The organism is Mucilaginibacter sp. 21P (genome assembly GCF_019331605.1).
Lineage (GTDB): Bacteria > Bacteroidota > Bacteroidia > Sphingobacteriales > Sphingobacteriaceae > Mucilaginibacter > Mucilaginibacter achroorhodeus.
In genome coordinates, this window is record NZ_CP063061.1 from 4,160,726 (window position 1) to 4,186,854 (window position 26,129).

The 26,129-nt window shown below is 43.8% G+C and carries 26 protein-coding genes; 7 read left to right on the forward strand and 19 right to left on the reverse strand.

Features of this window, described 5'->3' with window-relative positions:
• Nucleotides 1-204: 204 nt before the first annotated feature.
• Nucleotides 205-2,514 carry a glycoside hydrolase family 65 protein gene (locus INP83_RS18555; protein WP_219125436.1) on the reverse strand — a complete coding sequence of 770 codons (2,310 nt, stop codon included), beginning with the start codon at nucleotides 2,512-2,514 and terminating at the stop codon, nucleotides 205-207.
• A gap of 227 nt (nucleotides 2,515-2,741) precedes the next feature.
• On the opposite strand from INP83_RS18555, the gene INP83_RS18560 reads away from it, so the two are divergent.
• Complete coding sequence (locus tag INP83_RS18560) at nucleotides 2,742-4,052, forward strand: NAD(P)/FAD-dependent oxidoreductase (RefSeq protein WP_219125437.1); 1,311 nt, start codon at nucleotides 2,742-2,744, stop codon at nucleotides 4,050-4,052.
• Between the two features lie 167 nt (nucleotides 4,053-4,219).
• Nucleotides 4,220-4,600, forward strand: coding sequence for a hypothetical protein (locus INP83_RS18565; RefSeq protein ID WP_219125438.1), 381 nt, complete (start codon nucleotides 4,220-4,222; stop codon nucleotides 4,598-4,600).
• 4 nt (nucleotides 4,601-4,604) lie between these two features.
• Here INP83_RS18565 and INP83_RS18570 read toward each other — a convergent pair whose 3' ends face one another.
• The 4 genes from INP83_RS18570 to INP83_RS18585 form a co-directional block, all read right to left on the reverse strand.
• Nucleotides 4,605-5,531 carry an aspartate carbamoyltransferase catalytic subunit gene (locus tag INP83_RS18570; RefSeq protein ID WP_219125439.1) on the reverse strand — a complete coding sequence of 309 codons (927 nt, stop codon included), beginning with the start codon at nucleotides 5,529-5,531 and terminating at the stop codon, nucleotides 4,605-4,607.
• Between the two features lie 143 nt (nucleotides 5,532-5,674).
• Entirely contained in the window at nucleotides 5,675-6,226 is a 552-nt protein-coding gene (pyrR, locus tag INP83_RS18575; protein WP_219127740.1) for a bifunctional pyr operon transcriptional regulator/uracil phosphoribosyltransferase PyrR, read from the reverse strand.
• 146 nt (nucleotides 6,227-6,372) lie between these two features.
• Nucleotides 6,373-8,376 (reverse strand): 30S ribosomal protein S1, encoded by a 2,004-nt coding sequence (gene rpsA / locus INP83_RS18580; protein WP_219125440.1) that lies wholly within the window; start codon nucleotides 8,374-8,376, stop codon nucleotides 6,373-6,375.
• Between the two features lie 176 nt (nucleotides 8,377-8,552).
• Nucleotides 8,553-9,233, reverse strand: a complete 681-nt coding sequence (locus tag INP83_RS18585; protein ID WP_219125441.1) for a hypothetical protein — start codon at nucleotides 9,231-9,233, stop codon at nucleotides 8,553-8,555.
• A gap of 230 nt (nucleotides 9,234-9,463) precedes the next feature.
• Here INP83_RS18585 and tyrS point away from each other — a divergent pair, with 230 nt between their 5' ends.
• From tyrS to INP83_RS18600, 3 genes are read left to right on the forward strand one after another with little or no spacing between them, the layout of a single operon-like run.
• Nucleotides 9,464-10,747, forward strand: a complete 1,284-nt coding sequence (gene tyrS / locus INP83_RS18590) for a tyrosine--tRNA ligase (RefSeq protein ID WP_219125442.1) — start codon at nucleotides 9,464-9,466, stop codon at nucleotides 10,745-10,747.
• 37 nt (nucleotides 10,748-10,784) lie between these two features.
• Nucleotides 10,785-11,276 carry an antitoxin Xre-like helix-turn-helix domain-containing protein gene (locus INP83_RS18595; RefSeq protein WP_219125443.1) on the forward strand — a complete coding sequence of 164 codons (492 nt, stop codon included), beginning with the start codon at nucleotides 10,785-10,787 and terminating at the stop codon, nucleotides 11,274-11,276.
• Complete coding sequence (locus tag INP83_RS18600; RefSeq protein ID WP_219125444.1) at nucleotides 11,276-11,728, forward strand: RES family NAD+ phosphorylase; 453 nt, start codon at nucleotides 11,276-11,278, stop codon at nucleotides 11,726-11,728. Before INP83_RS18595 ends, INP83_RS18600 begins: the two co-directional genes overlap by 1 nt.
• Nucleotides 11,729-11,802: 74 nt before the next feature.
• On the opposite strand, the gene INP83_RS21310 is transcribed toward INP83_RS18600, so the two are convergent.
• The gene (locus INP83_RS21310) at nucleotides 11,803-12,474 is read right to left on the reverse strand and encodes a PH domain-containing protein (RefSeq protein ID WP_219125445.1); all 672 of its coding nucleotides are present in this window, start codon (nucleotides 12,472-12,474) and stop codon (nucleotides 11,803-11,805) included.
• Nucleotides 12,475-12,595: 121 nt separating this feature from the next.
• Nucleotides 12,596-13,582: an acyl transferase gene (locus INP83_RS18610; RefSeq protein WP_219125446.1), complete on the reverse strand. Its 987-nt coding sequence runs from the start codon at nucleotides 13,580-13,582 to the stop codon at nucleotides 12,596-12,598.
• 183 nt (nucleotides 13,583-13,765) lie between these two features.
• On the opposite strand from INP83_RS18610, the gene INP83_RS18615 reads away from it, so the two are divergent.
• Nucleotides 13,766-14,443 carry a lipid-binding SYLF domain-containing protein gene (locus tag INP83_RS18615; protein WP_219125447.1) on the forward strand — a complete coding sequence of 226 codons (678 nt, stop codon included), beginning with the start codon at nucleotides 13,766-13,768 and terminating at the stop codon, nucleotides 14,441-14,443.
• Nucleotides 14,444-14,582: 139 nt separating this feature from the next.
• Here the strand turns inward: INP83_RS18615 and INP83_RS18620 are convergent, their stop codons facing one another.
• The 7 genes from INP83_RS18620 to glmM all read right to left on the reverse strand — a co-directional run bounded on the left by INP83_RS18620 (nucleotide 14,583) and on the right by glmM (nucleotide 21,902).
• Nucleotides 14,583-14,891 carry a toxin-antitoxin system YwqK family antitoxin gene (locus tag INP83_RS18620; protein ID WP_219125448.1) on the reverse strand — a complete coding sequence of 103 codons (309 nt, stop codon included), beginning with the start codon at nucleotides 14,889-14,891 and terminating at the stop codon, nucleotides 14,583-14,585.
• Between the two features lie 44 nt (nucleotides 14,892-14,935).
• The gene (locus INP83_RS18625; RefSeq protein WP_219125449.1) at nucleotides 14,936-15,271 is read right to left on the reverse strand and encodes a hypothetical protein; all 336 of its coding nucleotides are present in this window, start codon (nucleotides 15,269-15,271) and stop codon (nucleotides 14,936-14,938) included.
• 5 nt (nucleotides 15,272-15,276) lie between these two features.
• On the reverse strand, nucleotides 15,277-17,709 hold the full coding sequence (locus tag INP83_RS18630) for a penicillin acylase family protein (RefSeq protein ID WP_219125450.1): 2,433 nt from the start codon (nucleotides 17,707-17,709) through the stop codon (nucleotides 15,277-15,279).
• A gap of 47 nt (nucleotides 17,710-17,756) precedes the next feature.
• A complete protein-coding gene (locus INP83_RS18635) occupies nucleotides 17,757-18,215 on the reverse strand; it encodes a thermonuclease family protein (protein ID WP_219125451.1) in 459 nt (152 codons plus the stop codon).
• A gap of 274 nt (nucleotides 18,216-18,489) precedes the next feature.
• Nucleotides 18,490-18,984 (reverse strand): hypothetical protein, encoded by a 495-nt coding sequence (locus tag INP83_RS18640; RefSeq protein WP_219125452.1) that lies wholly within the window; start codon nucleotides 18,982-18,984, stop codon nucleotides 18,490-18,492.
• A 312-nt stretch (nucleotides 18,985-19,296) separates the two neighbouring features.
• A complete protein-coding gene (locus tag INP83_RS18645; RefSeq protein WP_219125453.1) occupies nucleotides 19,297-20,433 on the reverse strand; it encodes a cysteine desulfurase family protein in 1,137 nt (378 codons plus the stop codon).
• A gap of 77 nt (nucleotides 20,434-20,510) precedes the next feature.
• Nucleotides 20,511-21,902: a phosphoglucosamine mutase gene (gene glmM, locus INP83_RS18650; protein ID WP_219125454.1), complete on the reverse strand. Its 1,392-nt coding sequence runs from the start codon at nucleotides 21,900-21,902 to the stop codon at nucleotides 20,511-20,513.
• 113 nt (nucleotides 21,903-22,015) lie between these two features.
• On the opposite strand from glmM, the gene INP83_RS18655 reads away from it, so the two are divergent.
• Nucleotides 22,016-22,582, forward strand: coding sequence for a phosphatase PAP2 family protein (locus tag INP83_RS18655; RefSeq protein ID WP_219125455.1), 567 nt, complete (start codon nucleotides 22,016-22,018; stop codon nucleotides 22,580-22,582).
• A 292-nt stretch (nucleotides 22,583-22,874) separates the two neighbouring features.
• On the opposite strand, the gene INP83_RS18660 is transcribed toward INP83_RS18655, so the two are convergent.
• The 5 genes from INP83_RS18660 to INP83_RS18680 are packed head-to-tail and all read right to left on the reverse strand — an operon-like array spanning nucleotide 22,875 to nucleotide 25,997.
• Complete coding sequence (locus INP83_RS18660; RefSeq protein ID WP_146270624.1) at nucleotides 22,875-23,324, reverse strand: MarR family winged helix-turn-helix transcriptional regulator; 450 nt, start codon at nucleotides 23,322-23,324, stop codon at nucleotides 22,875-22,877.
• Between the two features lie 30 nt (nucleotides 23,325-23,354).
• Complete coding sequence (locus tag INP83_RS18665) at nucleotides 23,355-23,516, reverse strand: DUF5522 domain-containing protein (protein WP_219125456.1); 162 nt, start codon at nucleotides 23,514-23,516, stop codon at nucleotides 23,355-23,357.
• Nucleotides 23,516-24,454: an MBL fold metallo-hydrolase gene (locus INP83_RS18670; protein WP_219125457.1), complete on the reverse strand. Its 939-nt coding sequence runs from the start codon at nucleotides 24,452-24,454 to the stop codon at nucleotides 23,516-23,518. The genes INP83_RS18665 and INP83_RS18670 overlap by 1 nt, the downstream gene beginning before the upstream one ends.
• Entirely contained in the window at nucleotides 24,451-25,050 is a 600-nt protein-coding gene (gene coaE, locus INP83_RS18675; RefSeq protein ID WP_219125458.1) for a dephospho-CoA kinase, read from the reverse strand. The genes INP83_RS18670 and coaE overlap by 4 nt, the downstream gene beginning before the upstream one ends.
• Nucleotides 25,050-25,997, reverse strand: coding sequence for a YbbR-like domain-containing protein (locus INP83_RS18680; protein ID WP_219125459.1), 948 nt, complete (start codon nucleotides 25,995-25,997; stop codon nucleotides 25,050-25,052). The genes coaE and INP83_RS18680 overlap by 1 nt, the downstream gene beginning before the upstream one ends.
• Between the last annotated feature and the right edge of the window lie 132 nt (nucleotides 25,998-26,129).

Below are 26,129 nucleotides of genomic sequence, written 5' to 3' on the forward strand. Positions count from 1 at the left end.
TTAATTTTATTTGTCATTCTGAGCGCAACGAAAAACTAAACGCGTCCTTTTCCGCACTGTCATTTCGAACGAGCGACTGCGAGGAGAAATCTTCTGCTTCACGCACTTACGCGTGCTTTTCGCTCGCAGAAGATTTCTCGTCGCCCTAAAGCACGATCCCTCCCTTTTGCTCGCTCGAAATGACAGGATGTTATATATATTGTGTTATCTTTCTAAATCCAAAGAAGCCTCACTGCTCACGCTGACCTGTGCCCCATTCACTTTAAGCCTGATGGGTTCTTCTGAATCGGTTTTGATAACAACGCTTTGCTTGCTTATCTCAACGTTTAATAACGCCCCTCTGAAGCCTACTTTAAATGAAAGCGCTTTCCATTCCGCGGGCAGCATCGGATCAAAGGACAACATTCCGTCTTTAACACGCATACCGCCAAAACCTTCTACAACACTCATCCAGGTGCCTGCCATTGATGTAATGTGGCAACCGTCTTCTGTATCGTTGTTATAATCGTCAATATCCAGCCTTGACGTGCGTAGATAGAATTGGTAAGCCCTTTCGATATCGCCCAGCTTGGCCGCTATAATAGAATGCACGCAAGGTGATAGTGAAGATTCGTGCACCGTGCGCGGCTCATAAAAATCGTAATTGCGGCGAATGGTATCGATGTCGTATTCATCCTCAAAGAAGTATAGGCCCTGCAGCACATCAGCCTGTTTAATGAACGGCGAACGCAGTATCCTGTCCCAGCTCCATTTTTGCACTAACGGACGGTCTGAAGCAGGAAGGTCTTTAACCAGGGTCTGCTCTTTATCCAAGTAATTATCCTGCTGTAAATATATCTGTAGGTTATCATCGTAAGGATAATACATCTTCTCGATGATATCGCGGAAATGCGCCGTCTCCGTTTCTTCCTTAAAACCTATCCGGTATTTAAGTTCGATGTATTTGGCAAGATCTGCAGACTTTACTTTGGCTATTACATCGAGCGTATAGCGCATACACCAAACGGCTATGGTGTTGGTGTACCAGTTGTTATTAACGTTGTTCTCGTACTCGTTAGGGCCGGTTACGCCCAGCATCACATATTTTTGGCGCTGTGCCGACCAATTAACCCGTTGTGCCCAGAAACGCGATATAGCGATCAATACTTCTAAGCCATAATCTGCCAGGTATTGCTCGTCGCCGGTGTAGCGAACGTAATTGAAAATTGCGAAGGCAATGGCGCCGTTGCGGTGTATCTCCTCAAATGTTATCTCCCACTCGTTGTGGCATTCGGTGCCATCCATAGTTACCATCGGGTAAAGGGCAGCACCATCTTTAAAACCTAAAAGCTTGGCATTTTCAATAGCCTTGCCTAACTGCTTGTAGCGATAAAGCAGCAAGTTACGCGATACCTTTTGGGGCGCAGTAGCGAGGTAAAACGGAACGCAGTAAGCTTCGGTATCCCAATAGGTTGAGCCTCCGTATTTCTCTCCGGTAAACCCTTTAGGACCAATGTTAAGTCGGTCATCCTCGCCGGTGTAAGTTTGGTTCAGTTGGAAGATATTGAAGCGAATACCCTGCTGCGCTGCTGCATCGCCCTCTATGATGATATCATTCTGTTTCCATTTTTCGGCCCAGGCAGCTGCCTGTTCTGCAAGCATGGCATCAAAACCTTTGTGGCATATACGCTCTAAAAACTCCTGTGTAAGGCCCATCATCTCATCAGCCGGATGATTTTGTGATGAAAGGTTAGCGGCATATTTACACAAGGTAACACGTTGCCCTTGCTTTATCTCCATCCTTATCTCGGTACCGATATACTTTTCACGTGTTACCGGTTCGGCTTCAATGTGTTCAGGTTCGCCATCGACTGATACATGGTACTTCATCCCGGTAGCAACTTCAAAACCTGTTTTCTTGGTTCGCATTTGCAACACGCCCCCATCGTTCCAGGTATGTTTAGATACCTCTTCCCAAAACTTTTCGTCGTAGTTGGCATCTTTGTTAACCACATCGCCATCTATAGATGGGGTAAGTTTGATGTAACCACCAAAATTTACCGGTTTAATAGAATAGCTGATGGCGCCGGCCTCATCATCGGCAAGGCTGTTTATGCGGATGCTTTCCACTTCAACCTCTTTACCTGTAGCTGTCACCGCCCTGAAATTTCGCTTCAGGTAACCATCCTTCATGTTCAGTTCGCGCCTAAAGTTTAGCACCTTGCATTTGGCAAGATCAAGCTGTTCTCCGTTCAAAGAAACATCGATACCTATCCAGTTAGCGGCATTAAGCACTTTTGCAAAATACTCGGGATAACCGTTCTTCCACCAGCCTACACGGGTTTTATCGGGATAATAAACACCCGCAACGTAATTCCCCTGCAACGTTTCGCCGCTGTAAGCTTCCTCAAAATTGGCACGGCCACCCATGCGGCCATTCCCTAAACTAAAAACACTCTCAGCAACTTTATTGAAATGAGGATTAAAGCCCTCTTCTATAATTCTCCACTCATCAACCTTAAAATACTGTTTCATTTAGCGATAACATTTTGGCGCTAAATTAACATAAAACCCGAAGAGAGGATTAAGTATCTTTTCGGATTAATTAGCGAGTTTGTTTAGATAGTTGACTCATCCCCTGCCCCTCTCTGCTTCGCAAAGAGGGAGTGATCCTTTCTTTACCCTTTTTGCGCATAGCATCGTGCTGAAGCGCTTCGCTTTTGCATGTTACAACTATTAGTTTTACCTTGCAAAACCTATCTATGAAAAATACAGTCCTGATTGTTGGCGCAGGTGCTGCCGGGCTAATGGCTGCGCATTTGCTGGCCAAGGCCGGTAAAAAAGTGACCGTTTTAGAAGCCCGTAACCGTACAGGTGGCCGTGTTTACACCGTTAACAACGAATCATTTTTTAAGGAGACCGAGCTCGGTGCCGAATTTATACACGGTAACCTACCTGCAACCCTTAACTTGCTTAAAGAAGCCGGTATAAAACACCGGAGCGCAGATGCTGAAATGTGGCGTCATCGAAACGGTAAGTTCGAGGAAAATGAGATGGTAATTGCCGACAGGGGCCTGCTCACTAAGCACCTAAACGAGGTTGAGCAGGATATACCCGTTTGGGATTTTATGCAACAGCATTTTAGCGGCGATAATTACGCAGAACTGCGCAGCTCGGTATGGTCTTTTGTTTCGGGCTACGACACTGCAGACCCGCGCGATGCCAGCACATTTGCTTTGCGTAATGAGTGGGAGCATGAAGATTATGAAACGCAAAGTCGGGTAGATGGCGGTTACTGCAGCCTGATAAATTATCTGGCTAAAAGCTGCCGTAGTAATGGCGGGCAGATCTTTCTCAACGCCGTTGTACGTCAAATCAACTGGCAACAAGGGCATGTTTCAGCCATGCTTAATGATGGTAATCTTTACGAGGCAGAGCAACTGCTCATAGCCGTTCCGTTAGGTGTACTCAAAGCCAACGCCGGAGAAACAGGAGCTATTAAATTTGAGCCACCCTTAACTGAACACGAAGTTGCCATAAGGCAGATGGGATTTGGCACAGTTATCAAGCTGCTATTTGCTTTTGACGATGCTTTTTGGCTGGATGATACCACACGTAGCCTAACGGGAGACAGGATTGAGCAAATGGGTTACCTGTTCAGCGAGGAGGCGATACCTACCTGGTGGACACAGGCGCCAGACAGATCTAAAGTACTGACCGGCTGGATAGGTGGCCCGGGGGCAATGGAAAAAGCCAACATGAGCGATAACGAGCTGCGCGATGAAGGCTTGCAATCTTTAGCCTTGATATTTAAAAGGGATGTGAACGAACTTAAAGGCAAACTAACTGCCTGCAGGATCATGAACTGGATAGCCGATCCCTTCACGAGGGGTTCTTACGCTTATGATAAGGTTGATACAGCTGCTGGGCGCGTTACCTTAAGTAAAGCTGTTGAGGATACCATTTTCTTTGCCGGAGAATATTTGTACGATGGTACTGCTATGGGAACAGTTGAAGCAGCGTTGAGCAGCGGACAAACATCAGCTAAAAATATCCTGAATAAAAGCTACTAATGTACAGCTGATCTTAAATTAAATCTTGAGTAATCTGTCAAGATTCGGGCAATTAAAAAAGCTAAAATCACCCTTTTTAAGGTTATATTTAACCAAAAATTAAAGATAGCTGTTGGATAACTTAGTTTATTATTAGTAAATTAGCTTAATAACCTAATCCAAATCTAATGGCTCCATTTATAGAAACCGTCCCTGTAACAAATCTCCCCAACAGTATGCCCGAGGGCTTTACCGGCATATCCCTTAAAGGTAATGATGATTTTGGTAACCGACCGGAAACCCAGGTAATACGATGGGCCGACCATAGTTACTGGATGTTTGAGTTTGCTGATAACCGTGCTACAGCTGTTGTTGCCTACAACTGGAGCGGCAAACTTGTAAAAAAATGGAACATGCGTAACATCCGCTATATATGGGATGTAAAGCTGAACCTTGCTGAGCAAACAGTTACCTTTTGGGGCCAGGGCAATGAACAAGAAACCTTACCACTGAAAGAACTTTGCCTGTCTGTTCACCAAGATGAAGGCTTAACCAAGGGAATCTGTTAAGACGTTATACCTGCTGACCTGCAAGTAAGTAAAGCACGGCCATACGAATTGCCACGCCATTCTCTACCTGGTCTAAGATAATAGATTGTCTGCTATCGGCCACGTCGCTGGTTATTTCCACACCGCGGTTTATGGGGCCGGGATGCATCACTGTTATCTCTTTATCGAGGCTGTCCAGTATCTGTTTGTTAAGGCCAAACATCATGGTGTACTCGCGTAACGATGGGAAATATTTAATGTCCTGGCGCTCTAACTGTATACGCAGCATGTTGGCTACGTCGCACCAATTAAGGGCCTTTCTCAGATCATGCTCAACTTTGACACCCAAAGAGCCAATATATTTAGGAATAAGCGTTGTAGGACCACAAACCATTACTTCTGCACCCAATTGTTTTAAACATAAGATGTTTGACAAGGCCACACGCGAGTGCAGAATGTCTCCTACTATCACCACCTTTTTGCCTTCAACATCGCCATAACGTTCGCGGATAGAGAAAGCATCAAGCAAGGCTTGTGTTGGGTGTTCGTGTGCACCATCGCCGGCGTTTACTATCTGTGCATTTACGTGTTTAGACAGGAAAATGCCAGCACCTGCGTATGGATGGCGCATTACCACCATATCCACTTTCATGGCCAGGATATTATTAACGGTATCTATCAGAGTCTCGCCTTTGCTTACCGATGATGAAGATGCAGCAAAGTTTACCACATCGGCAGATAACCTTTTCTCGGCCAGTTCAAATGATAAACGGGTACGGGTTGAGTTTTCAAAGAAAATATTGGCAATGGTAACATCGCGAAGCGATGGTACTTTTTTGATAGGTCGGTTAAGCACCGTTTTAAAATTATCGGCCGTTTCAAATATCTTCTCGATATCATTACGGTTCAGATCTTTAATTCCTAAAAGGTGACGTGTACTTAGTCCTGCCATTTTTTGCCTTATCAACTAATTTAACCATGTCATTGCGAGCGATAGCGTGGCAATCTCTTCGCGTTTATGGCGTATATAAATTCCTATGAGATTGCCGCGTCTCCCGATATTCATCGGGATCCTCGCAATGACATATCCTATATTTAATCTTCTTTAACCTCAGATACCAAAACAATCCTGTCTTCGCCGTCGGTTTCTTTCCAGCTTACTACAACCTTTTGAGATGCTATTGAATCAACCTCTATACCAACGTAATCTGCAGAAACCGGTATATGGCGTGAGTATCGTCGATCTACCAAGGCAAGCAACTCAACCTTTTCGGGCCTGCCAAAAGCCTGTAAGGCATCCATAGCTGCGCGGATAGTGCGGCCTGTCCATAATACATCATCCATCATAATTACCCTTTTACCTTCAATAATAAAATTAATGCGTGTTTGGTTGGGCACCAATGGTGCTCCCTGCCTGCGGAAATCATCGCGGTAAAAAGTAATATCCAGGTCGCCCTGTTCAATGGTACTGTGTGGTAATATCTTGCGTAGTTCTTCAGCTACGCGTTTGGCAAGGTAAATGCCGCGCGGTTGCACGCCAATTAAAACTGAGTTTGAGAAATCGTTATGATTTTCAATTAACTGACGACATAAACGCTGAATAGTGATCTGAAATTTTTGTCCGTCGAGCAGCGTCAGGTTTTGCATCGTTTGGTTGGATTTGGGCAAAGGTAAAATTTTTTGGTGATTATAGGAATTATGATTTGGCTTAGAATGCTCTAAAATCTATTTCCAGCGCAATAAAAAAGCCCTCCCGATTACTCGGAAGGGCTTTGTGTATAAACTTTAAAAGATTAAACTTCTTCAGTCTCTTCTTCAGCAGCTGCGTCAGCTTCTGGTTCTGCTTTCTTAGCAGCAGGAGCAACCGGTTTTTTAGCCGCTTTGCTTTCTGCGCCTTCCATTTGCTCTTTTAATTGAGCAAGAACGCTAAGATCACCTAAAGTTGATTTCTCTACTGATTCTTTCACTTTCTTAACAGCATTGCTGGCAGTTTTTGCCTCTTTTTTGCGGTTTTCGAAATCCTGTACACGAGCATCAGCGCGAGCTTCTTCCCATATACGTGAGTGTGAAATTACAATACGCTTGTTCTCTTTGTTGAACTCGATGATTTTGAACTCAGCAGTTTCTTCAGCTTTAATTGATTTACCATCTTCTTTAACCAGGTGTTTGGTTGGGCAGAAGCCTTCAACACCGTAAGGTAAAGCTACGATAGCACCTTTATCAGTTACTTTGATAACAGTACCTTCGTGGATAGAGTCGATTGTAAATACAGTCTCAAAAGTATCCCAAGGGTTTTCTTCAAGCTGTTTGTGGCCCAAGCTCAATTTACGGTTCTCGATATCAAGCTCTAATACTACTACGTCTAATTTTTCGCCAACCTTAGTAAATTCGTTAGGGTGGTTAATTTTCTTAGACCATGACAGGTCAGAGATGTGAATTAAGCCGTCGATACCATCTTCAAGCTCAACAAACACACCAAAGTTGGTCATGTTTTTAACAGTAGCAATATGCTGCGTACCGATAGCGTATTTCTCGCCTGCATTTTGCCATGGATCAGGAGTCAATTGTTTGATACCTAAGCTCATTTTGCGCTCGTCGCGATCTAAAGTTAAAACTTGAGCTTCAACTTCGTCACCAACTTTCAAGAACTCTTGCGGGTTACGCAGGTTTTGCGACCATGACATTTCTGATACGTGGATCAAACCTTCAACACCAGGGATGATCTCTAAGAATGCACCGTAATCTGCAACGGTAACAATTTTACCTTTTACCTTAGATCCAATTTGGATGTTCTCATCCAATGACTGCCAAGGGTGTGGAGTAAGTTGTTTTAAACCAAGTGCGATACGTTTTTTCTCGTCATCAAAGTCAAGAACAACAACGTTAATCTTTTGATCCAATGCAAGAACTTCGCGTGGATGCTCGATACGGCCCCAAGATATATCTGTAATGTGAAGTAAACCGTCAACACCACCAAGGTCAATGAATACACCAAAGTCAGTAATGTTTTTAACGGTACCTTCCAATACCTGGCCTTTTTCAAGTTTGGCCACAATTTCAGTTTTTTGGTTTTCAAGATCGTCTTCGATAAGCACTTTGTGCGATACCACAACGTTTTTAAACTCGTGGTTTATCTTAACAACTTTGAATTCCATTGTTTTACCAACGTACACATCGTAATCACGTATAGGTTTGATATCGATCTGTGAACCTGGTAAAAAGGCTTCAACGCCCATGATATCAACAATTAAACCACCTTTTGTACGGCTTTTTACAAAACCTGTGATGATCTCATCGTTATCTAAAGCTGAATTAATGCGCTCCCATGATTTTTGTGTTTTAGCACGTTTACGAGAAAGTACCAACTGACCGTTAGCATCTTCCTGCGACTCAACAAATACTTCAACAACATCGCCTACTTTAAGCTCAGGCATGTCACGGAATTCAGAAACTGATACTAAACCATCAGATTTAAAGCCAATGTTTAATACCACATCTTTGTTATTGATGCTTACAACTGTGCCAGAGATGATCTCGCCTTTGTTGATAGAGCTGAAAGTGCCATCATACAAAGCTTCAAGTTTCTCACGGTCGCTATCGCTGTAGTTACCAAATTTTTTGTCATCAGCATCCCAGTCAAAATCCTGGTCTGGTGTAACATTGATCTGAGACTTGATGTCTTCGATCGAAATTGAATCTGCTTCCGATTCAACAGTTTCTTTTTGAGCACCAGATACTGTCTCCAGTTCTGCCTGCTTCGCTTTTAATTCTTTTTCTGCTTCTTGTTTTTTTGCCATTAAAAATTTATTCTCCTTTTTCCCAATACAATTGGGATTGCAAAGGTACAGATATATTTTTGGTATATAAAAGAAAAATAAATGTTAAATATTGGTTTTTAAGCACTTTTGATGAGTAAGTTATTCACATAAGTGAGTACCACCGCCGTAAACATCATGCCGATGCAGGCAAATTTTCAATTTTGAGCAGGTGAAATCAGCTTAGCGGATATATTATTGAATACATCCATAAAGCTACTCATTAAACCAAGCCGGTACCCCAATAGTATAGCTGTCATATCTGCCTCTTGCTGGGCGGTAAAAGGATTGCGCCAAACACGCATGCAAATGCGTTTTAAGGCATAAGTTATCTGGTCTACATTAATATAGGTGTGCAGGTAGCGGCTTTGCCTAAACTCGCGGTAAAACCGCAGAAATTTATTTGGGTCTTTCATTTCCGCAAAACTTAAAAACTCCGCTATGGTATCTTCCTGGCAGCTATCTAAATGATCATAAAATTCGTTGATACCTATTTCACCGGTGGTAATAAGCAGGTTGTCCAATATCAGTTCGATAGCGATATGCCCTAAAAAGAATGGCTTTACCGGCGAACCAATAATAGCCGGCGCAAGTTCCTTTTTTAAATTATGCGAATGGGTAACGAAAAAGTCATCACTGTGAAAATACTTATCAACCTCCAGGTGTTTGTTCCAGCCGGCAATAATAGCGTTCACATTTTTATCAGGATGTTTTAACTTCTCGGGATGCAGTACAATGGTTTTATCAGCATTCTTTAAAAGATCGGGCAATACGGTACCTAATACAAAGTAGCAGTTGGCGGTATCACGGTCAAAATAATAATGCGAAAGAAAATTCATATAGGTATATAACGAAAAGTAAGCAAAATTGTGAGGAAAACCAAATGTGCAGATATGAGGATGTGCAGATGCGGGGATGATGTGCAGATTCCAAATGTGAAGATGTGCAGATTAGAATATGCGTTTGAAAGTTTTACCTTTTTAATCTGCACATCTGAAAATTGCACATTTAGAATCCGACATCTATTTTTAGCTTTGCACCTCGCATATTTGCTCATTTTATTATAGTTATGAATTTTGTTGAAGAACTACGCTGGAGAGGCATGCTGCATGATATTATGCCCGGAACCGAGGAACTACTTAATAAAGGTATGGCATCCGGCTATATCGGTTTCGACCCTACGGCTGATTCGCTGCATGTTGGCCACCTTACGCAGATTATGACGCTGATACATTTTCAGCGCGCGGGCCACAAGCCATATGCTTTGGTGGGCGGCGCTACCGGCATGGTAGGCGATCCATCCGGTAAATCTGATGAGCGTAACCTGCTGTCTGAGGATGTATTGCAACATAATCTCAATTGCGTTAGAGAGCAACTTAAAAGCTTTTTAGATTTTAACAGCGGCGCCAATAGCGCCGAGATGGTTAACAACTACGATTGGTTTAAAAACTTTACTTTTCTTGATTTTATCCGCGACGTAGGTAAACACATTACGGTAAACTACATGATGGCGAAGGATTCTGTTAAGAAACGCCTTGAAGGTGATACCGGCATGTCTTTTACAGAGTTTACTTACCAGTTAGTACAGGGATACGATTTTTACTACCTGTGGAAACATAAAAACTGTGTGCTGCAAATGGGCGGCAGCGACCAGTGGGGTAACATTGTTACCGGTACTGAGTTTATCCGCCGTAAAGATGCGGGCGAGGCTTATGCATTAACTACCCAACTGATCAAAAAAGCCGATGGTACCAAATTCGGTAAAACAGAGAGCGGTGCCATTTGGTTGGATCCGGCACGTACATCGCCATACCAGTTCTATCAGTTTTGGTTAAATACTACGGATACTGATGCAAAATCATACATCAGGATATTTACCCTGCACACCCGTGAAACCATTGAGGCGATGGAGGCAGAACATGATGCAGCCCCTCACCTGCGCGTTTTACAAAAAGCGTTGGCGAAAGATATAACCATACGCGTACATGGTGAGGCTGAGTTTTTAAAAGCGATAAAATCATCTGAGTTTTTATTTGGCAATGCGGGTATTGAGTTTTTAAACGAATTGAACGATGGCGAGGTATTAGACCTGTTCAATGGCGTACCAAACTTTACGGTTGCTAAAAGCGAATTTGAAACAGGCATAAACGCAACCGAACTATTGGCGGCCCAATCAACTGTGTTCCCATCAAAAGGCGAAGCTAAGAAGATGATACAAGGCGGCGGCGTATCCGTTAACCGTGTGAAAATAAATACGCCTGAGGATGTTTATACAAACGGGCAGTTGATAAACGGCAAATTCCTGGTAGTACAAAAAGGTAAAAAGAATTACTTTTTAATTGTGGCCGAATAATTTGCAACTACGACATTTTGTATTTATTTTTGGATAAATGTCGTACAAAACAAAACATACAGCAAAACACGAGGTTAATGAACCAATGGCGATGTATATTACCCAAAGTTCAGTAACCCCGTTTTATGATCTGCTAAGCACCAAGCCTGCAAGGTCATCTTCAGAGTTTGATATCATCAAACTTGCAAGGCAGGGTTTTCCTAAAAAAACGCTGCTGGCACTTGCCAAAAAAATATCATTAAGCATACAAGAGTTAGCCAACATACTGCACATATCAGAACGCACTTTACAACGTTACGAAGATGATGCCATCATCAAAACTGAGTATGCTGAAAAAGCCGTTGAGCTGGCACGCCTTTATGCCCGCGGCGAGGAAGTGTTTGGCTCTATGGATAAGTTTAAGATTTGGATTAAAACCCCAAGCCTGGTATTTAATGGCGAAGCACCTGTTACCATATTAGATACCTCTGCAGGTTTTGATATGGTTTTTAAAGAGCTTGGCCGTATTGAGTACGGTATTTTTGCTTAATGATACTCTATCGCATCAGCAACTGCCGCTATATTAATGACCTTACCGGTACGGGTGCCCGTTTGTACGGTGGGCGCTGGAACAGCGAAGGCAGATCAATGGTTTACCTTGCATCGAGCAGGGCGCTTGCCATGCTGGAGGTGCTGGTACACATGCAGCCGTTAGTTACGCCCTCAAACTTTTGCATAGCGGAGATTAAGGTTCCTGAGCATAGCATGTTAACGTTAGAAGCTTCTACCCTGCCCACCAACTGGCAGGATGCATCATCACCGGCGGAGCTAAAACAGATAGGCAACCAGTTTATCCAGGAAACCAAATACCTGATGATGAAAGTGCCATCGGCCATTGTACCGCAGGAATACAATTATCTTATCAATCCCTGGCATCCCGACATAAAAAAGGTGAGTATTTTAAATACTCACCCATATAGCTTTGATGATCGCTTAATTTAGTGATTAGAGATTGGTTAATTAGAGATTAGGAAAAACTCAACTAATCTCTAATCCTCTACCACTAATCTCCAACATCAAAAATCACTCAGCAACTCTAATTTTTTCTGGTTATATTCTTCCTGAGAGATCAATCCGCTTTCAAACAATGTTTTTAGGCGTTTTAACTTTTCGGTTAGTTCGTCTTTTTTAGGTTCTTCAAAAACAGGTGCCGGAGCAGGTGGCTCTGCCGGAGCAGGTGCAGGGGCAGGTGGTTGTTGCACAACAGGTGCAGACGGCTGGAAAACTGCCTGTGCCGGATGATCTACCTGGATAGAACCAGATTCGGCACGTTTTTCTTCCAACTCACGCTGGCGGCGCAGCTCGCGTTCGGCTTCTTTACGCTCTTGCGCATATTGGTATAGTTTACGGGCTTGTACTTTCGGCAGGTAATCAACACCCATTTCGCCGCCGCCAACAGTTTTTATGCTGAACACTGCACCTATAATTTCCTCTTTGGTGTAAACATCAACCACATCCTTCCAAACAAAATCAACAAACTTGATAGAAAGGCCAAGGTTAGCCGGCGTAAAGAATAAGATACGCTTATTGGTTATGGCAATACAATCAGGAAACAGGTTTACCAATGGCTTTTTTTGCACCGCAATATAAATGATCTCCTCACCGGTATTAAGCAGGTCTACCAGACGGGTATAAACCTTTTCAACCGCTTTTGGGTCCTGCTCTTCGTTTAAGAATTTATCTATCATGATTTTGATATAATGATGCGGGCAAAAATAGCAATATTTTTGCCTCACCCAAACTCGCTCCAAAGGAGAGACTTTTATTAAATTTTATTTCTACTCTTTCTTATATGTTACCGGGGAGACCTTAGCTCACCAGCAAATTACACCCGCGAATATCCGAATTATCAAAACGGCCCAATATTTCAAATGAGCCATCCGGATAGATCTTACCAAGATCCTGCGTGGCAATGAACGAACACGAGTTGATATTTGCGAGGTCGATGATATTAACGCCACCGGTTTTGCCCGTGCCTATAAGCGTTAGCGGGTCATTGGTATCACGCGTTAAGATGCGCATCCAGGGCGGACAGTTAAATATCCCATCGCCTTTTGAGTAAGCTTGTGAAAGTAACTCCGTCATACCGTATTCAGAATGGATGTGCTTTACGCCAAAGCCGGCACAAAGTGTTTGGTGCAATTCCTCGCGTATCATTTCCTTACGACGGCCCTTCATACCTCCGGTTTCCATTACGATCAGTTCAGGAAAGTCGAGTTTGTAGTTTTCAACAAAATCCAACAACGCAAAGGTTACTCCTATCAACAAGGTTGGTTTAGCATTGGCTTGCTGCCTTAGCAGAGTTTGGTAAAGGTCTTGATGATTATACAGGTAAAAGCCACTATCCGCGTTGCCGGATTGGTTGATCATATCCTGCGCCATATAGATCAGTGATGAGCCTTCGCGTTCCAGGTAAGCGGGCAGTAATGCCAGCACAGTGTATTGTTTAATAGCTCCGTAGAATATTTCAAACGCTTTGCGAAAACTTTCTTCGTACCAACTTACATCGCTTACATGATGACTGCTGGTGATCATACCCGTAGTGCCCGAACTTGTAAAGGTGATCTGCGGCTTCCCGGTAGTAGCCACAACATTGTGTGCCTTAAAAAATTCGACCGGTAAAAAAGGGATTCTATCGATAGAACTTACATCTTCGAGACGAACGCTCAAACCATCCACAAACTGTTTGTACAATCCATTATGCTCAGCCTGATAGCGGAAAACCTGCAATGCAGTTTCGCTGAACGCTGTTTGGCTACCTATAGAAAATACCTGTTGTTTATCCGGCTTTACCATCAAGTGGCAAAGATATATAAATGTGCGGTCCCGATCGCTATCGTGATCAAATGGGCAGATGTGCAGATTTAAAATATGTATGTAAACTTTATTTTTTTTAACTTTTTAATTTTGAATTTCGACTTAATCCCCGCAACAAATACTCCCGTTCGGAGTTATAATTTCACAATAAAATACATCGATATGAAAAATTTTAAATTTTTAGGCCTACCCCTACTGTTAAGTGCGTTTATCGTTCTTACATCGGCCACTGCAATACAAGAAAAGGGGATCAAAAAAATAAATGAAGCAACTGCTGTACTTAAGGATTTTAGCAAGATGAAGGAAACCATCCCTCATCAGTTAATTGAGGAGTACGAAGGTATCGTGATCATCCCGAAACTGATCAATGCCGGTTTTGGCATAGGTGGTAAACGCGGACAAGGCCTTGCCATGGTTAAACTTGCCGATGGTAAATGGAGCGACCCGGTATTTGTTACGCTTACAGGCGGCAGCATCGGTTTCCAGATAGGCGTACAATCTGTTGATATGGTTTTGGTGTTCCACCATAAAGGTGTACTCACCGAGGTTAAGGACGGAGATTTCACCATTGGCGGCGATATCTCAGCAGCGGCAGGCCCTGTTGGCCGCAGCTCAACTGCCAGCACCGATTACAAGTTGGAAGCCGAAGTTTACAGCTACTCGCGCAGTAAAGGTTTATTTGCCGGTATCAGCGTAAATGGTTCAAACCTGGCCATCAATAAATCTGCAAATGCTGAATTTTATGGTGATAGCGTAACTTCCGGTGAGATATTTAACCGCGCTACCAGCGCCAACGCCGCAGTAGTTAAGTTGAAAGCTACTTTGAATAGATTTAAATAATAAAATCTTTTTAACCAAAAAATGCCCGGATCTGATGGTTCGGGCATTTTTTGGTTAAGCTGAAAGCTTAAGTATTTTTAGGTCGAAGTTTCAAACTTCGACCAGTGGTGGGAAGTTGGAAACTTCAACCAGTGGTAGACTATACTTTCATTCCATTTTTCCAATTAGTCACACTTGTCAAGTTACCATTCTCATCATATTGTTTAAAAGACCCATCAAGGTCATTATCGATGAGAGTATACTCCTCTTGTAGATTACCGCTTGGGTAATAATATCTTTGGAGCCCATGCAAATAACCATCTCTAAATTCTCTTTCTTCTCTGATAATCCCATTAGCTATATCGACCGAGAAACCGTTAAACGGCTTTCCGTTATAATGTAATATTTCGGATCCGCCGCTATCAAATCCGAATATCTCTAATTCATTATAATTAACTCTTAACTCCATTTTAAATTCTTATATAGATCATCTGCCGTAAATAATCTGGCGCTTTACTTCTCAAAAACCTTTTTCACCAAAAGCCCCGAGAGCGCCGAGAAACCACCCACTATACCGCCTATTAAAACGGTAACTGCCAACATGGCCCACCAGTATTTAAGATGGAACACTTGTGCTACTCGGGTGGCTAATAGATGATTGTTGGGGATGCTCTTTAATAAAGCCAGCGCTGCCCAGGCAATAGCCAAACCACCAAAGCCCGACCAAAATGCCTGCCTCGACGTTCTACCGAAGATGATGGCAGCGATAAACGCCAATGCACATGCTGCCCACCATGGAATAAGGTAGCCGCAAACAAATGCCAGTAGAAGTATAATGCCGAATAACATATTTCTTATTTGCTGATGGTTAAGGTTGTTTTAATGCGTGTCGACTTCTCTGTTGCCGAATGCAGATATAGTAATTGATTAAGCCGGCCTTGCTGCCAGGTTTTAAGCATATCATCGTAATAGAAACTGCCGGGGTTTCCGGACTGCCCGCCGGGTAGTATACCGTAGCCTTGCGGCTGCGGCCCCAACTGTACCACCATTCGCCATGATGGACCATGTCCTTCAATAAGAGCATTTACGGTAGAGCCTGAGCCGCCGGATTCAAATTTACCGGAGCCAAGGCCCGGCACATTACCAAGGTGTGCAACCTCAAAGCTTTTCACCTTTCCCCAAGCCCAATCCGGGCCAATTTTACCGTAGTTGCGCATCAGCTCATCAACCGTAGCAATGAAGGATGCCATTACCACATCGTTAGCGGTTTCCACAGCCGGCGTGCGTTTATTATCAAACCAAACGGACTTTGGCTCTTTCATCAGCAAGGCTTCGGTGCGGTCCATGGTGGGGTAATAGTACACTGTATCTTTGCTGCCAAAATTATCCCGCCAGGTAAACTCATAAAGCTTATGCCACCAATTTTGAAAGATACTTGCGCCTACCGAGCTGGCTTTAAAAAACTTGTTCCAACGCTTTACAGAATCTAAAGCAGCCAGTTGGTAATCATCCAGTTTGGTAGCATCCAGGTACCTGAGCATGGTTGGCAAAATATCCTGCGCGCGGATACTGTAATCATCCATCTGCAACAGACGCAGGCTATCGACGGTAGCTTTTTTCATGGTACCCAGCCTATCGTTTATCCGCTTACCGCGTTCATAACCCTCAAACTTCCAGTTGATGTAGTACGGATATGTTTGGTCTGTTGATGATTGATTGGCGGAGCTTACAAAACCACGCGGCGGGTTTTTAACGGTTGGATTTTGGTCTGCCGGGATCCAACCTTGCCAGTCGTTAGCGGTGTTGCTTCCATCTAAAATAAACTTGCCCTGGTCTTTATACTTGAGCGGTAATTTACCGTTGGGCGTAATAGCGATATCATTATCAACAGATGCAAATACAAAATTTTGCGCGGGGGCGGTGTAGTAATTCAGGGCCTTGCGGTAATCTGCATAATTGCCTGCGCGGTTTAGCAGATAAAACGTTTTAAATTCATCACTTTCATCATGGGCTATCCAGCGCAGGGCATTACCTACAGGCACGTTTGAGCGGCCTTTCTTCTGCATTGCAGCGTTATCATAAACAACAGGACCATGGTGCGTGTACAAAACCGTATCAACAACATCTGCCTGGCCGCGAACCTTTATCCTCTCTATCTTTCGCTCAACATTATTCCATTTGTTGTTATACCAGTACTTGTTGCGGGTGCTGTCCTCAAATTTTACCTGGTACCAGTCCAGCACATCAGCGTCAACATTGGTTACACCCCAGCTTACTTTTTGATTGTAGCCTATAACTACGCAAGGTGCACCGGGCAGCGTAACGCCGTAAACGTTTACGTCCGGCCCAACCATTTGCATCTGGTACCATATGGATGGAAAAGTAAGGTTCAAATGCGGGTCGTTAGCCAGCATGGGATAACCTGTTGCGGTTTTTGAACCACTTACCGCCCAGTTGTTGCTTCCTATACCCTCAATCTTTTCCTTATTCTGCATAGCGGCCATCAACTGCGCTTTAAAAGCTGCAGGAGGCTGCGGGATGGGCAGCGGTTTAAAATCCCATTTCGTACCCGCCGGGATCACAGGATCCTCGTGCATCGGGTAATCAGGGAAAAGATCATTGGTGATCTTAGCGCCATATTTATTCAGCACGTTGGTTAGGCCCAACTCGTTTGAGCCGCCTGCTAAAGTTTCAGACATCAGCTTAAGCAGGTATGCCGAATTGATAGGTTTCCATTCTTCGGGTTTATAGCCCAGTAATTTAAATTCCAGGGGATAACCACCGGGTTTAAGGTGCTTAATGTAGGCGTTTACGCCATCACTATAAGCTTGTATCACCTTGCTCATCACAGGGTCTTTCATTATACCTGCAAGTGTATGCTCTGCGCCGTAGGTCATGCCCATACGGCGATGGTACCGATCGAGTTCTATCGCCTTGGGGCCAACGATCTCTGACAGGCGACCGGCCGCACTACGGGTTTGGATATCCATTTGCCAAAGGCGGGCTTGGGCCGTTAAATAACCCTGTACATAATAAAGATCATGATTGTTTTTGGCAAAGATGTGCGGGATACGGTTATCATCGAATTGTACGGTCACCTCACCCTGCAGATCACTTAGTTTCAGTTTTTCGGCAGCATGAATATTCTTGCTTTCGGCATTTTGCCAGAAACCGGTTGAAGGATTTAAGAAATCTCCAAGCGGCGGTATGTCACCAAATTTAGTTTGCAATGCCCATATAAGCACGCCAGTAAACACGAGGCAGATGATAGCTTTAAATGCTTTCATTTTTGAGTGTGAGGTATTTGCAAGCAAGATAAGTAATGTGCCGCGTTTTAAAAAGCCAGCGTATCAACATGCTTGCGGCGCCGTTTTCTATAAGTACGTTTCTTTTTAAGTTTGGTCTCTTTCTTAGCCACGCGATTTTCGCGTTCGCCTTTCCTGAAATTCCAGGGCGGCGTGGGATTGGCATCCTGCCACAAGCCAAGACGGTTTTGGCGGGCTTGCTGCTCCAGCATGGCCAGTTCCATACTTTTTGAATAAGCGCGGTATTGCCAGGCATAACCGTTTTTTACCAGTTGTTTGTTTATGCTGGTACCATCTTCCAGTTCAACCCACCCTACGGTGCGGCCATAACGGTCGGTGTTGTTAACGATAAGTTTCACCATTTTGCCAAAGCAAAGATCTGATGTAAACTGTTTTGCAGCCTGCCCAAATGCCTGACTTTTCTCCGGGCAATCCACCTCTGCCAGCCTCACAGTAACCTGCTGGTATTGCGGCGATAATAATACCATAGTATCACCGTCTTTTACCCCAACAACTTTGTAAAGGTCGGTTTTGCGATTACAGGCTACTGTTAGACAAAGGAGGAACAGACAAAGGAGAAAGGACTTTTTAGGCATATTTATCATCTAAACACAAAGCGACTAAGATAACGAACAGTGAAGTTAAGTTTTGACTTATAATAAAAAAGCAGCACCAATCGGTACTGCTTTTTGCTTTTGAATGCTAAGGAAGATACTTAAACTTCTGATTCTTTAGTAACACTCAATTATATACATTCGGCTATTAAATGCCTTCAGTACCCGGCTCGTGACCTACCATACGGCCGGTTGTGCGGCCAAGGTCGCGACTGGCGAAATCTGTTTTTGTTGCCACGCCTTCTGATGGAAACTCATGTTTCTCTGGCGGGGTTACATCTATTTGTTCGCTGTATGATGTATCTGCACCTTCACGTGGCTGATTTTGCTCATTCGTTTGTGAGTAGCCTGTACCTTCATTGTCTGATTCGCCTTCCTCAGGTATCTCATTCGGATTATCGACAGACGAATTGATGCTACCTGCGTAACCTGCATTTGTACCTTCTAAGTCGGTATCTTCTGTTAGATCAGCATCATCATAATCTTCATCCAACTGTTGGTCGTCCAAATCGTCTTCGTCAACGGTATTGCCACCACCCTCGGTATCATCAAGGCGGTTATCGTCTATATCATCGTTAGAATTTGTGTAGCCCTGGTTTCGATTCTCATCGTCATTCCAGTTGTTTTCGTTGTTAGTTATCATAGGTTTTGTTTTTTAATTGATACACTAACATAAGCAATAGCCCTGCCAATTTTCTAACTAAGAAAATTATTTAATCGAATAACTGATTTATCATTGAGGTAAAAGGGGTAGCTCCTTCGGAGCAAGAAGAAGCTTTCAAACCTTGCCTACAAAGCGGTGGCCCCTAACGGGGCGTTGTGGAATTCGAACAGTGTATATAGCCCCTCCCAGCCATCGCTCAAGGGCGTCGCAGCCCGCTCCAAGTAGGAATAGATCAAGTTATAAACAAAAAAGACGCACCGAAGGCGCGTCTTTTTTTTAATTAATAAGCGATTATGCGCTTACCAGGCAGAGTTCTTTTAATTTAGCGACAGTGTAGTCTACCTCATCCTTAGTGTTGTATTTTGAGAACGAAAAACGTACAGACGGCCTATCCGAATTGGCGCCTATAGCGGTTAACACGTGTGAACCAATGTCGGTACCAGAGCTGCAGGCACTACCGCCCGATGCAGAAATACCGGCAATGTCCAGATTAAACAGCAGCATGTCTGCCATTTCCATTTCAGGGAAGGATACGTTTAATACGGTATAAAGGCTATTAGCCGGATCGGTTTCACCGTTAAATTTAACACCGCTGATACCCTGCTCCAGTTTTGCCTTCATGTATGACTTCAGATCCTGGATATAGGCCTGGTGACTGTCCATTTCGGCATACGCAATTTCAAGTGCTTTGGCCAAGCCTGCAATACCGTAAACATTTTCGGTACCGCCACGCATATTGCGCTCCTGCGAACCACCGTAGATCATCGGGTTTATCTTAACCTTATGGTTGATGTGCAAAAAGCCTACACCTTTTGGTCCGTGAAGTTTATGTGCAGCGCAAACCATAAACTGCAACTTCAATTTGCTCAGATCGTGTTTGTAATGACCTACCGTTTGTACGGTGTCACTATGAAAAAGGGCATTATACGCTTCGCAGATATTGCCAACGCGTTCAAGGTCGGTAAGTGTACCTAACTCATTGTTAGCGTGCATCAGTGATACAAAGCTGCGTTCGTTATTTTGCAACAGTTTCTCAAGCTGATCATAATCAACGCTTCCTTTATCATCAACATCAAGATAGCTTAACTTAATTGCACCGGCTTTTTCCATGGCTTGCAGCGTGTGCAAAACGGCATGGTGTTCAAGCTTAGTGGTAATAGCATGCGTAAGCTTATGATCAATAATACCGCAACGGATGGCAGTGTTATCAGCTTCGGTACCGCCACTGGTGAAGAATATCTCCGCGGGCGAAGTATGCAGCAGGTTGGCTATGGTTTTGCGCGATCTCTCTATCAACGTTCGCACCTCGCGCCCGTGGGCATGGATAGATGATGGATTGCCAAATTGGCCCTCCATCACTTTGTACATCTCCTTTAACACTTCAGGGTCAAGCGCGGTAGTAGCGGCGTTGTCGAAATAAACTCGCATCGTTTTTTTAATAAATATAAGTCAGTAAAAAATAGAAACATTATCCGCAGGGTTCTCCAATCCGGCGAACAGTATTTCTATTCGTTCAAGTTCAAAATCTCTTTTATATCAGCAATTATCTTGTTGGCCAAGCCATCAGCACCGGTTTCAGAATCTCCCTCTGAATAAATGCGGATGATAGGCTCTGTATTTGATTTGCGCAGGTGTACCCATTGCTTATCAAATTCTATCTTTAAGCCATCAATAGTACTGTGCGGCTGTTTATGGTATTTTTCTTCAACCTTTAAAAGCAGGCTGTCTATATCCATCTCAGGCGTTAAAGTGATCTTATTTTTAGAGATGAAATACCCCGGATAAGATTTTCTAAGTACCGATACAGGCTTGCCGTAATTAGCCAGGTGCGTTAAAAATAAAGCTATACCCACCAATGCATCGCGGCCGTAATGCGACTCGGGGTAGATCACCCCACCGTTGCCTTCGCCGCCGATAATGGCGTTCACTTCTTTCATCTTGTTTACCACATTCACCTCACCTACCGCGGCACCAAAGTATTCGTTGCCATGGTTCTCGGTAACATCGCGCAGCGCACGGGTTGATGAAAGATTTGATACCGTATTGCCTTTAGTATGTTTCAGCACAAAATCAGCAACGGCCACCAAAGTATATTCCTCGCCAAACATGCTGCCGTCTTCACAAACAAAGCAAAGGCGGTCAACATCAGGGTCAACGGCAATACCCAGGTCAGCGTTTTTGCTTGTTACCTCTTTTGAAAGCGCCACCAAATTCTCGGGCAACGGTTCCGGGTTGTGCGGGAAGTGACCATCAGGCTCACAATACAGTTCATAAATAGTTTGGACACCTAAAGCCTTTAACAAAGCCGGAATGAAGATTCCACCGGTAGAATTAACGCAATCAATGGCAACTTTAAAGTTGGCTTTTTTTATTACTTCAACATCAACTAAAGGCAATGCTAAAACCTTATCAATATGTTTTTGCAGGTAGCTATCATCATGAATATGCTTACCCAGATCATTAACATCAGCATAAACGAAATCGCTGCGTTCTGCAATATCCAAGACTTCTTTGCCATCGGTATCGCTGATGAACTCACCTTTCTCGTTAAGCAATTTAAGGGCGTTCCATTGTTTTGGGTTATGGCTGGCAGTAAGAATAATGCCACCTGCAGCTTTCTCATCGGGCACGGCAACCTCAACGGTTGGGGTTGTTGAAAGGCCCAGATCAATCACATCAATACCTAAGCCCTGCAGCGTACCAATTACCAGGTTGTTAACCATGCTGCCTGATATACGTGCATCACGGCCAACCACTATCTTTTTTACACCTGAGCGTTTTACAGCCCAGCTGCCGTAAGCAGAAGTAAATTTAACAATGTCTAACGGGGTTAGGCCTTCACCTGCAGCGCCACCTATGGTACCCCTAATGCCTGAAATTGATTTTATGAGTGTCAAAACGTATATAGATGTTAAGCCGCAAAAATAGCAATAATTAAACTATGGCAGCGTAAAATTCACATATATTTGGGCCGGTATCATTAACGTATAAAGCATTCAAACAAACCACAATGCCCGATTTTTTGCTCGACCTGGACAGGCATTTATTTTACATCATAAACCACGAGTGGGCTAACCCATTTTTTGATACTGTGCTGCCGGTTATGCGTAATGCAAAATTTTGGATACCGCTGTATGTTTTCATTATCGGTTTCAGCATTTGGCGGTATAAGAAGCAAGGTGCTGTGATGGTGCTTTTCCTGGCCTTATCTGCAGGCTTTGCCGATTTTACCAGCGCCAGCATTATCAAACCTGCGGTGCACCGACTGAGACCTTGCCGCGACCCTTATACCAGTGCCGCCGTGATCAGCCGCGTGCCATGTGGTACGGGCTACAGTTTCCCATCCACGCATGCTACGGACCACTTTGCAATAGCCATTTTCCTGGGAATCATCTTCTATAAACGCCATAAATGGATAATGCCATTAGCTATTTTGTGGGCCGCTACAATAAGCTTTGCGCAGGTTTACGTAGGCGTGCACTTTCCGGTAGATGTTGTGCTTGGCGCTTTGTATGGTAGTTTGGTTGGGTGGTTATTTGCGTTTGGTTTTACGTGGTATCAGAGAAATACTTTTTGAAGGAGAGCACTCGAAGAATATGAGTGTCTACTCACCCCGACGACGCCTTCGGCTGGTCGACCCTCTCTGCTGCGCAAAGAGGGCGATAACTTAGAAATTATTTTATTTCGAGCGAGAAATGAAGCGTAGAAGATTTCTCCTCGCTGTCGCTCGTTCGAAATGACAGGGTGGTTTGAGCGCGATGAGATTGCCACGTCGCTGTCGCTCCCCGCGATGACATATTTAATCATCTTCGCTCCCGCTCTGGTAGATTTTGATTTTTGACTTTTAAATTTTGACTTTTGACTTTCTCCTATCCCCTCATCTTATCCAACAGATCGCTTAGCTGGCCTGCTTCTTCTTCGGTGAGGTTTTGTTTGAAGAGATCTTTTGTTTTGAAGTCGACATCCATTTTCTTGAGGATGGCTAAACCTTCATCGCTGATGCGGATATCTACAGCGCGGCGGTCGCTGGAGTTGGTGCAGCGCGATACCAGTCCTTTTTGCACCAGGCGGTCAACAATGCGTGAGGCATCAGACATTTTATCTATCATTCGCTCTTTAAGCATATTCACAGTGGCCGGTTTTGGGTGCTGACCACGTAAAATACGCAGGATATTAAACTGCTGCTGAGTTAAGTTGTGTTTCTCAAAAGCCGGGCGCATGTAATTATTTATCCAGCCCGACGTGTAGCCGAGGTTGATAACCATTTTATGGTAATTGTCCTCAAAATTGGTGCTTTTGATATCTTCTTCTATTCCCATAATAACCGAAAATTGAACCGCAAATATAACCTATTTATTTTTAGGTTGTTCGCCCGGCCTGGGCCTGCCGTAGTGCCAGGGGCAATGCAAACACTTGTTTTTGCAGCAATATCCGCGTTTTAAATGGTATTCTTTTGTAAAAACGAAGTTACCATCCGGATTGATATAATAGTCGATATTCTCCTGTAGCATTACCCGATGATTTTGACAAAAATATCATTTTTAAAATATTCCTTTAGTTGTCGCCCATCACCATGCAAGGTCCATATTTGCTGAGGTTGCACCTGCTTTACAGCTTCAAGGATATCGTTCCAATCCACATGGTCTGATATAAAAAGGGTATCCTGCGCGTTGGCCTGCAGGTTCTTCCAGCCTGATGCGAATAGCCGCTTAACACCCGTAGCCCTTATGTAGCTATCGAATGTAAAGGGTGGCACAATGTAAACGTACTCCTTCTGCTCTTTCATCAGCTTGCGGTTATACACTTGGTGTGCGCCAATATCATAGCCCAGCTTTTTATAAACCGAGTTTATCGGCATTATGCGATGGTGCACCAGCACTGTTTTCTGCGGCGCATATTTATTTATCATGCTGATGAGGCGCTGGCTTTTGCCTAAACTATATGCGCCCAACAGGATGTTTATCTTGATGTCATTTAGCTTTTGGATCTCTTTTACTGGGTCGGGGTGTTGAGTTGATGGATCGGCAAAAGTTGTTTCGGTGATCAGCACATCGGCTTTTACCCATTCAATGGGTTCACAGGTATCGTCGGGCTGTAATTTGTAATCCCCGGTATACAGGTAACGAACGCCCTTGTATTCCATTAATATCTGTGCAGAGCCGGGCATGTGGCCCGCCGAGATAAAGGTGAGTTGAACCTCTCCTATTTTAAAGGGTGTATGATAAGGTACCGTGTAACTTACTTTGGCCTTCTTGTTACCATAACGCAATTCCATAAAAGCCAGGGTAGCTTCCGTAGCGTAAACGTTATGGTTCCCGGCAATGGCGTGATCTGCATGAGCATGTGAGATTACCGCGTTACCTACCGGCTGCTGCGGATCGAGGTAAAAATCAGCATAACGGCAATAAAGGCCATTGATGTTGTAAGCAATAAAATCGTCTAAGATCATTTGTTATTAGCGAGCGACAAGTACAATTCGTGCAGCTTTAGCACCTGCGGGATTACCAGTTCGCTATCATCATTGATGATAATGTCATCCGCCAGTTCCATTTTTTTTTCCTGCGGATATTGGCGTGCTTCCCGGCTTTTTACTTCATTAGCGGTAACCCCATCACGCTTCATTACCCGGTCAATGCGAATGTCCAGCGGTGCGGCAACTAAAATACTGCGGTCGCATTTTTTGTATGAGCCGCTCTCAAACAAAATTGCGGCTTCTTTTAAAACGTAAGGAACATTGGTCTGCTTTTCCACCCAAGCATCAAAAGCCCTGAACACGGCGGGATGCACCAGGGCATTAAGTTCCTCCAACCGCTGTTTATTGTTAAAAACAATGCTGCCGATGTGTTTGCGATTAAGTGAGCCATCTTCAAAATAAGCCTCGTTACCAAAAGCAGCTTTGATAGCATCGATAAGCACGTCATCTTCTATCATTACCTTTTTGGCAGCTTCGTCAGCATAAAATACCGGGATACCCAGCACTTCAAATACCTTGCAAACGGTAGTTTTTCCACTACCGATGTTACCTGTTATCCCTACTTTAAGCATTATTTTTTTATGATAAAATCAATTACCTGCGGCTCTATCTTGGTGACTTTGCTGTACGATGGCATTCGTGTAACTTTCACAGGCAAAGTGTTGTAACCGTTATGGCGCCAAAGGTCAAGATCGGCAACTGCTTCAAAATCGTCCTCGTTCATTTCGGGGTAATCCGTAAGCGATGTTGTAAACGTAACCTTTACCTTTTGCGGAAAAACCTTAATATCATAATACCGCTGGTTGTTGATCACCTTTACCGGTATCTCCAATGTTTTTTCGGTGTACTCATCAACCGGGATGGTCAAAGTCACCGCTCTCGGGATGACTGCCAGGTTTCCCTCTTTAGGTTTTTGCAATGCTATCCTGCCAATAAAATCTTCATTCGCATTTTGAAGTTTAACCGTATCCGTCTTCCAGCTTGTTATTTTTGCCAGCACTTCTGCCGGGCCGCTGATGGTTACATACCGCGGCTTTATCATGAGGTCGTTTGATTGCGAAAACTGCTTTTGGTATTGTATGTCACTAACCACCTCAACAGGCACCCGCTTGATGATCCGGTTACTAAAATCAAAGAAAAGCGTATCGGGGTTTAGCGCTATGATCTCGTGATTAAGATCTTTCTTAGCGTTTATCTGCTTCAATTGCTGACTGATAACAATAAAGTTTTTGGTCTCTAACGTGTGCAGATCAACATTGATGGGTTTATTGTTGTAATCAACCTTCGAGAAAAGCATTTGCCAGCCTGTGCCCTGCACAATGGCGCTGACAGTATCTGCCTGAAGCGGATAAAAGGCCCTTTTTTGAGGCAGATTTTTATAATTAATAATTTGCCGTATGGTAAATTTATAAGTATTAGAAAGCGCAGTAAACAACCAGGCAAACACAGCAAAAACAAGGCAGGTTACAAAAACCGATAACCGCCGCCGTTCTATTGCTGATAGTTTGATAATGGCCATTTCTTCTTTGAGTAAAAGGTTAAAGGCGAAAGGTTAAACGCTAAAGGTTAAAGGTTAAAGGTACACTTTGTGGATAAAAGGCGAAAGGTAATTTTACAGCACATAAACAAAAAGGCGAAAGAGAAACCTTTC

Coding starts and splice junctions, on each gene's coding strand:
- INP83_RS18555 (WP_219125436.1), bottom strand. CDS start 2,514: ATGAAACAGTATTTTAAGGTTGATGAGTGGAGAATTATAGAAGAGGGC.
- INP83_RS18645 (WP_219125453.1), bottom strand. CDS start 20,433: ATGCGAGTTTATTTCGACAACGCCGCTACTACCGCGCTTGACCCTGAA.
- INP83_RS18655 (WP_219125455.1), top strand. CDS start 22,016: ATGCCCGATTTTTTGCTCGACCTGGACAGGCATTTATTTTACATCATA.
- pyrR (WP_219127740.1), bottom strand. CDS start 6,226: ATGCAAAACCTGACGCTGCTCGACGGACAAAAATTTCAGATCACTATT.
- INP83_RS18610 (WP_219125446.1), bottom strand. CDS start 13,582: ATGGTAAAGCCGGATAAACAACAGGTATTTTCTATAGGTAGCCAAACA.
- INP83_RS18615 (WP_219125447.1), top strand. CDS start 13,766: ATGAAAAATTTTAAATTTTTAGGCCTACCCCTACTGTTAAGTGCGTTT.
- INP83_RS18680 (WP_219125459.1), bottom strand. CDS start 25,997: ATGGCCATTATCAAACTATCAGCAATAGAACGGCGGCGGTTATCGGTT.
- INP83_RS18565 (WP_219125438.1), top strand. CDS start 4,220: ATGGCTCCATTTATAGAAACCGTCCCTGTAACAAATCTCCCCAACAGT.
- INP83_RS18625 (WP_219125449.1), bottom strand. CDS start 15,271: ATGTTATTCGGCATTATACTTCTACTGGCATTTGTTTGCGGCTACCTT.
- INP83_RS18600 (WP_219125444.1), top strand. CDS start 11,276: ATGATACTCTATCGCATCAGCAACTGCCGCTATATTAATGACCTTACC.
- tyrS (WP_219125442.1), top strand. CDS start 9,464: ATGAATTTTGTTGAAGAACTACGCTGGAGAGGCATGCTGCATGATATT.
- INP83_RS18620 (WP_219125448.1), bottom strand. CDS start 14,891: ATGGAGTTAAGAGTTAATTATAATGAATTAGAGATATTCGGATTTGAT.
- INP83_RS18560 (WP_219125437.1), top strand. CDS start 2,742: ATGAAAAATACAGTCCTGATTGTTGGCGCAGGTGCTGCCGGGCTAATG.
- coaE (WP_219125458.1), bottom strand. CDS start 25,050: ATGCTTAAAGTAGGGATAACAGGTAACATCGGTAGTGGAAAAACTACC.
- INP83_RS18630 (WP_219125450.1), bottom strand. CDS start 17,709: ATGAAAGCATTTAAAGCTATCATCTGCCTCGTGTTTACTGGCGTGCTT.
- INP83_RS18640 (WP_219125452.1), bottom strand. CDS start 18,984: ATGATAACTAACAACGAAAACAACTGGAATGACGATGAGAATCGAAAC.
- INP83_RS21310 (WP_219125445.1), bottom strand. CDS start 12,474: ATGATAGATAAATTCTTAAACGAAGAGCAGGACCCAAAAGCGGTTGAA.
- INP83_RS18595 (WP_219125443.1), top strand. CDS start 10,785: ATGTCGTACAAAACAAAACATACAGCAAAACACGAGGTTAATGAACCA.
- INP83_RS18635 (WP_219125451.1), bottom strand. CDS start 18,215: ATGGTATTATTATCGCCGCAATACCAGCAGGTTACTGTGAGGCTGGCA.
- INP83_RS18585 (WP_219125441.1), bottom strand. CDS start 9,233: ATGAATTTTCTTTCGCATTATTATTTTGACCGTGATACCGCCAACTGC.
- rpsA (WP_219125440.1), bottom strand. CDS start 8,376: ATGGCAAAAAAACAAGAAGCAGAAAAAGAATTAAAAGCGAAGCAGGCA.
- INP83_RS18660 (WP_146270624.1), bottom strand. CDS start 23,324: ATGGGAATAGAAGAAGATATCAAAAGCACCAATTTTGAGGACAATTAC.
- INP83_RS18670 (WP_219125457.1), bottom strand. CDS start 24,454: ATGATCTTAGACGATTTTATTGCTTACAACATCAATGGCCTTTATTGC.
- INP83_RS18570 (WP_219125439.1), bottom strand. CDS start 5,531: ATGGCAGGACTAAGTACACGTCACCTTTTAGGAATTAAAGATCTGAAC.
- INP83_RS18665 (WP_219125456.1), bottom strand. CDS start 23,516: ATGCTACAGGAGAATATCGACTATTATATCAATCCGGATGGTAACTTC.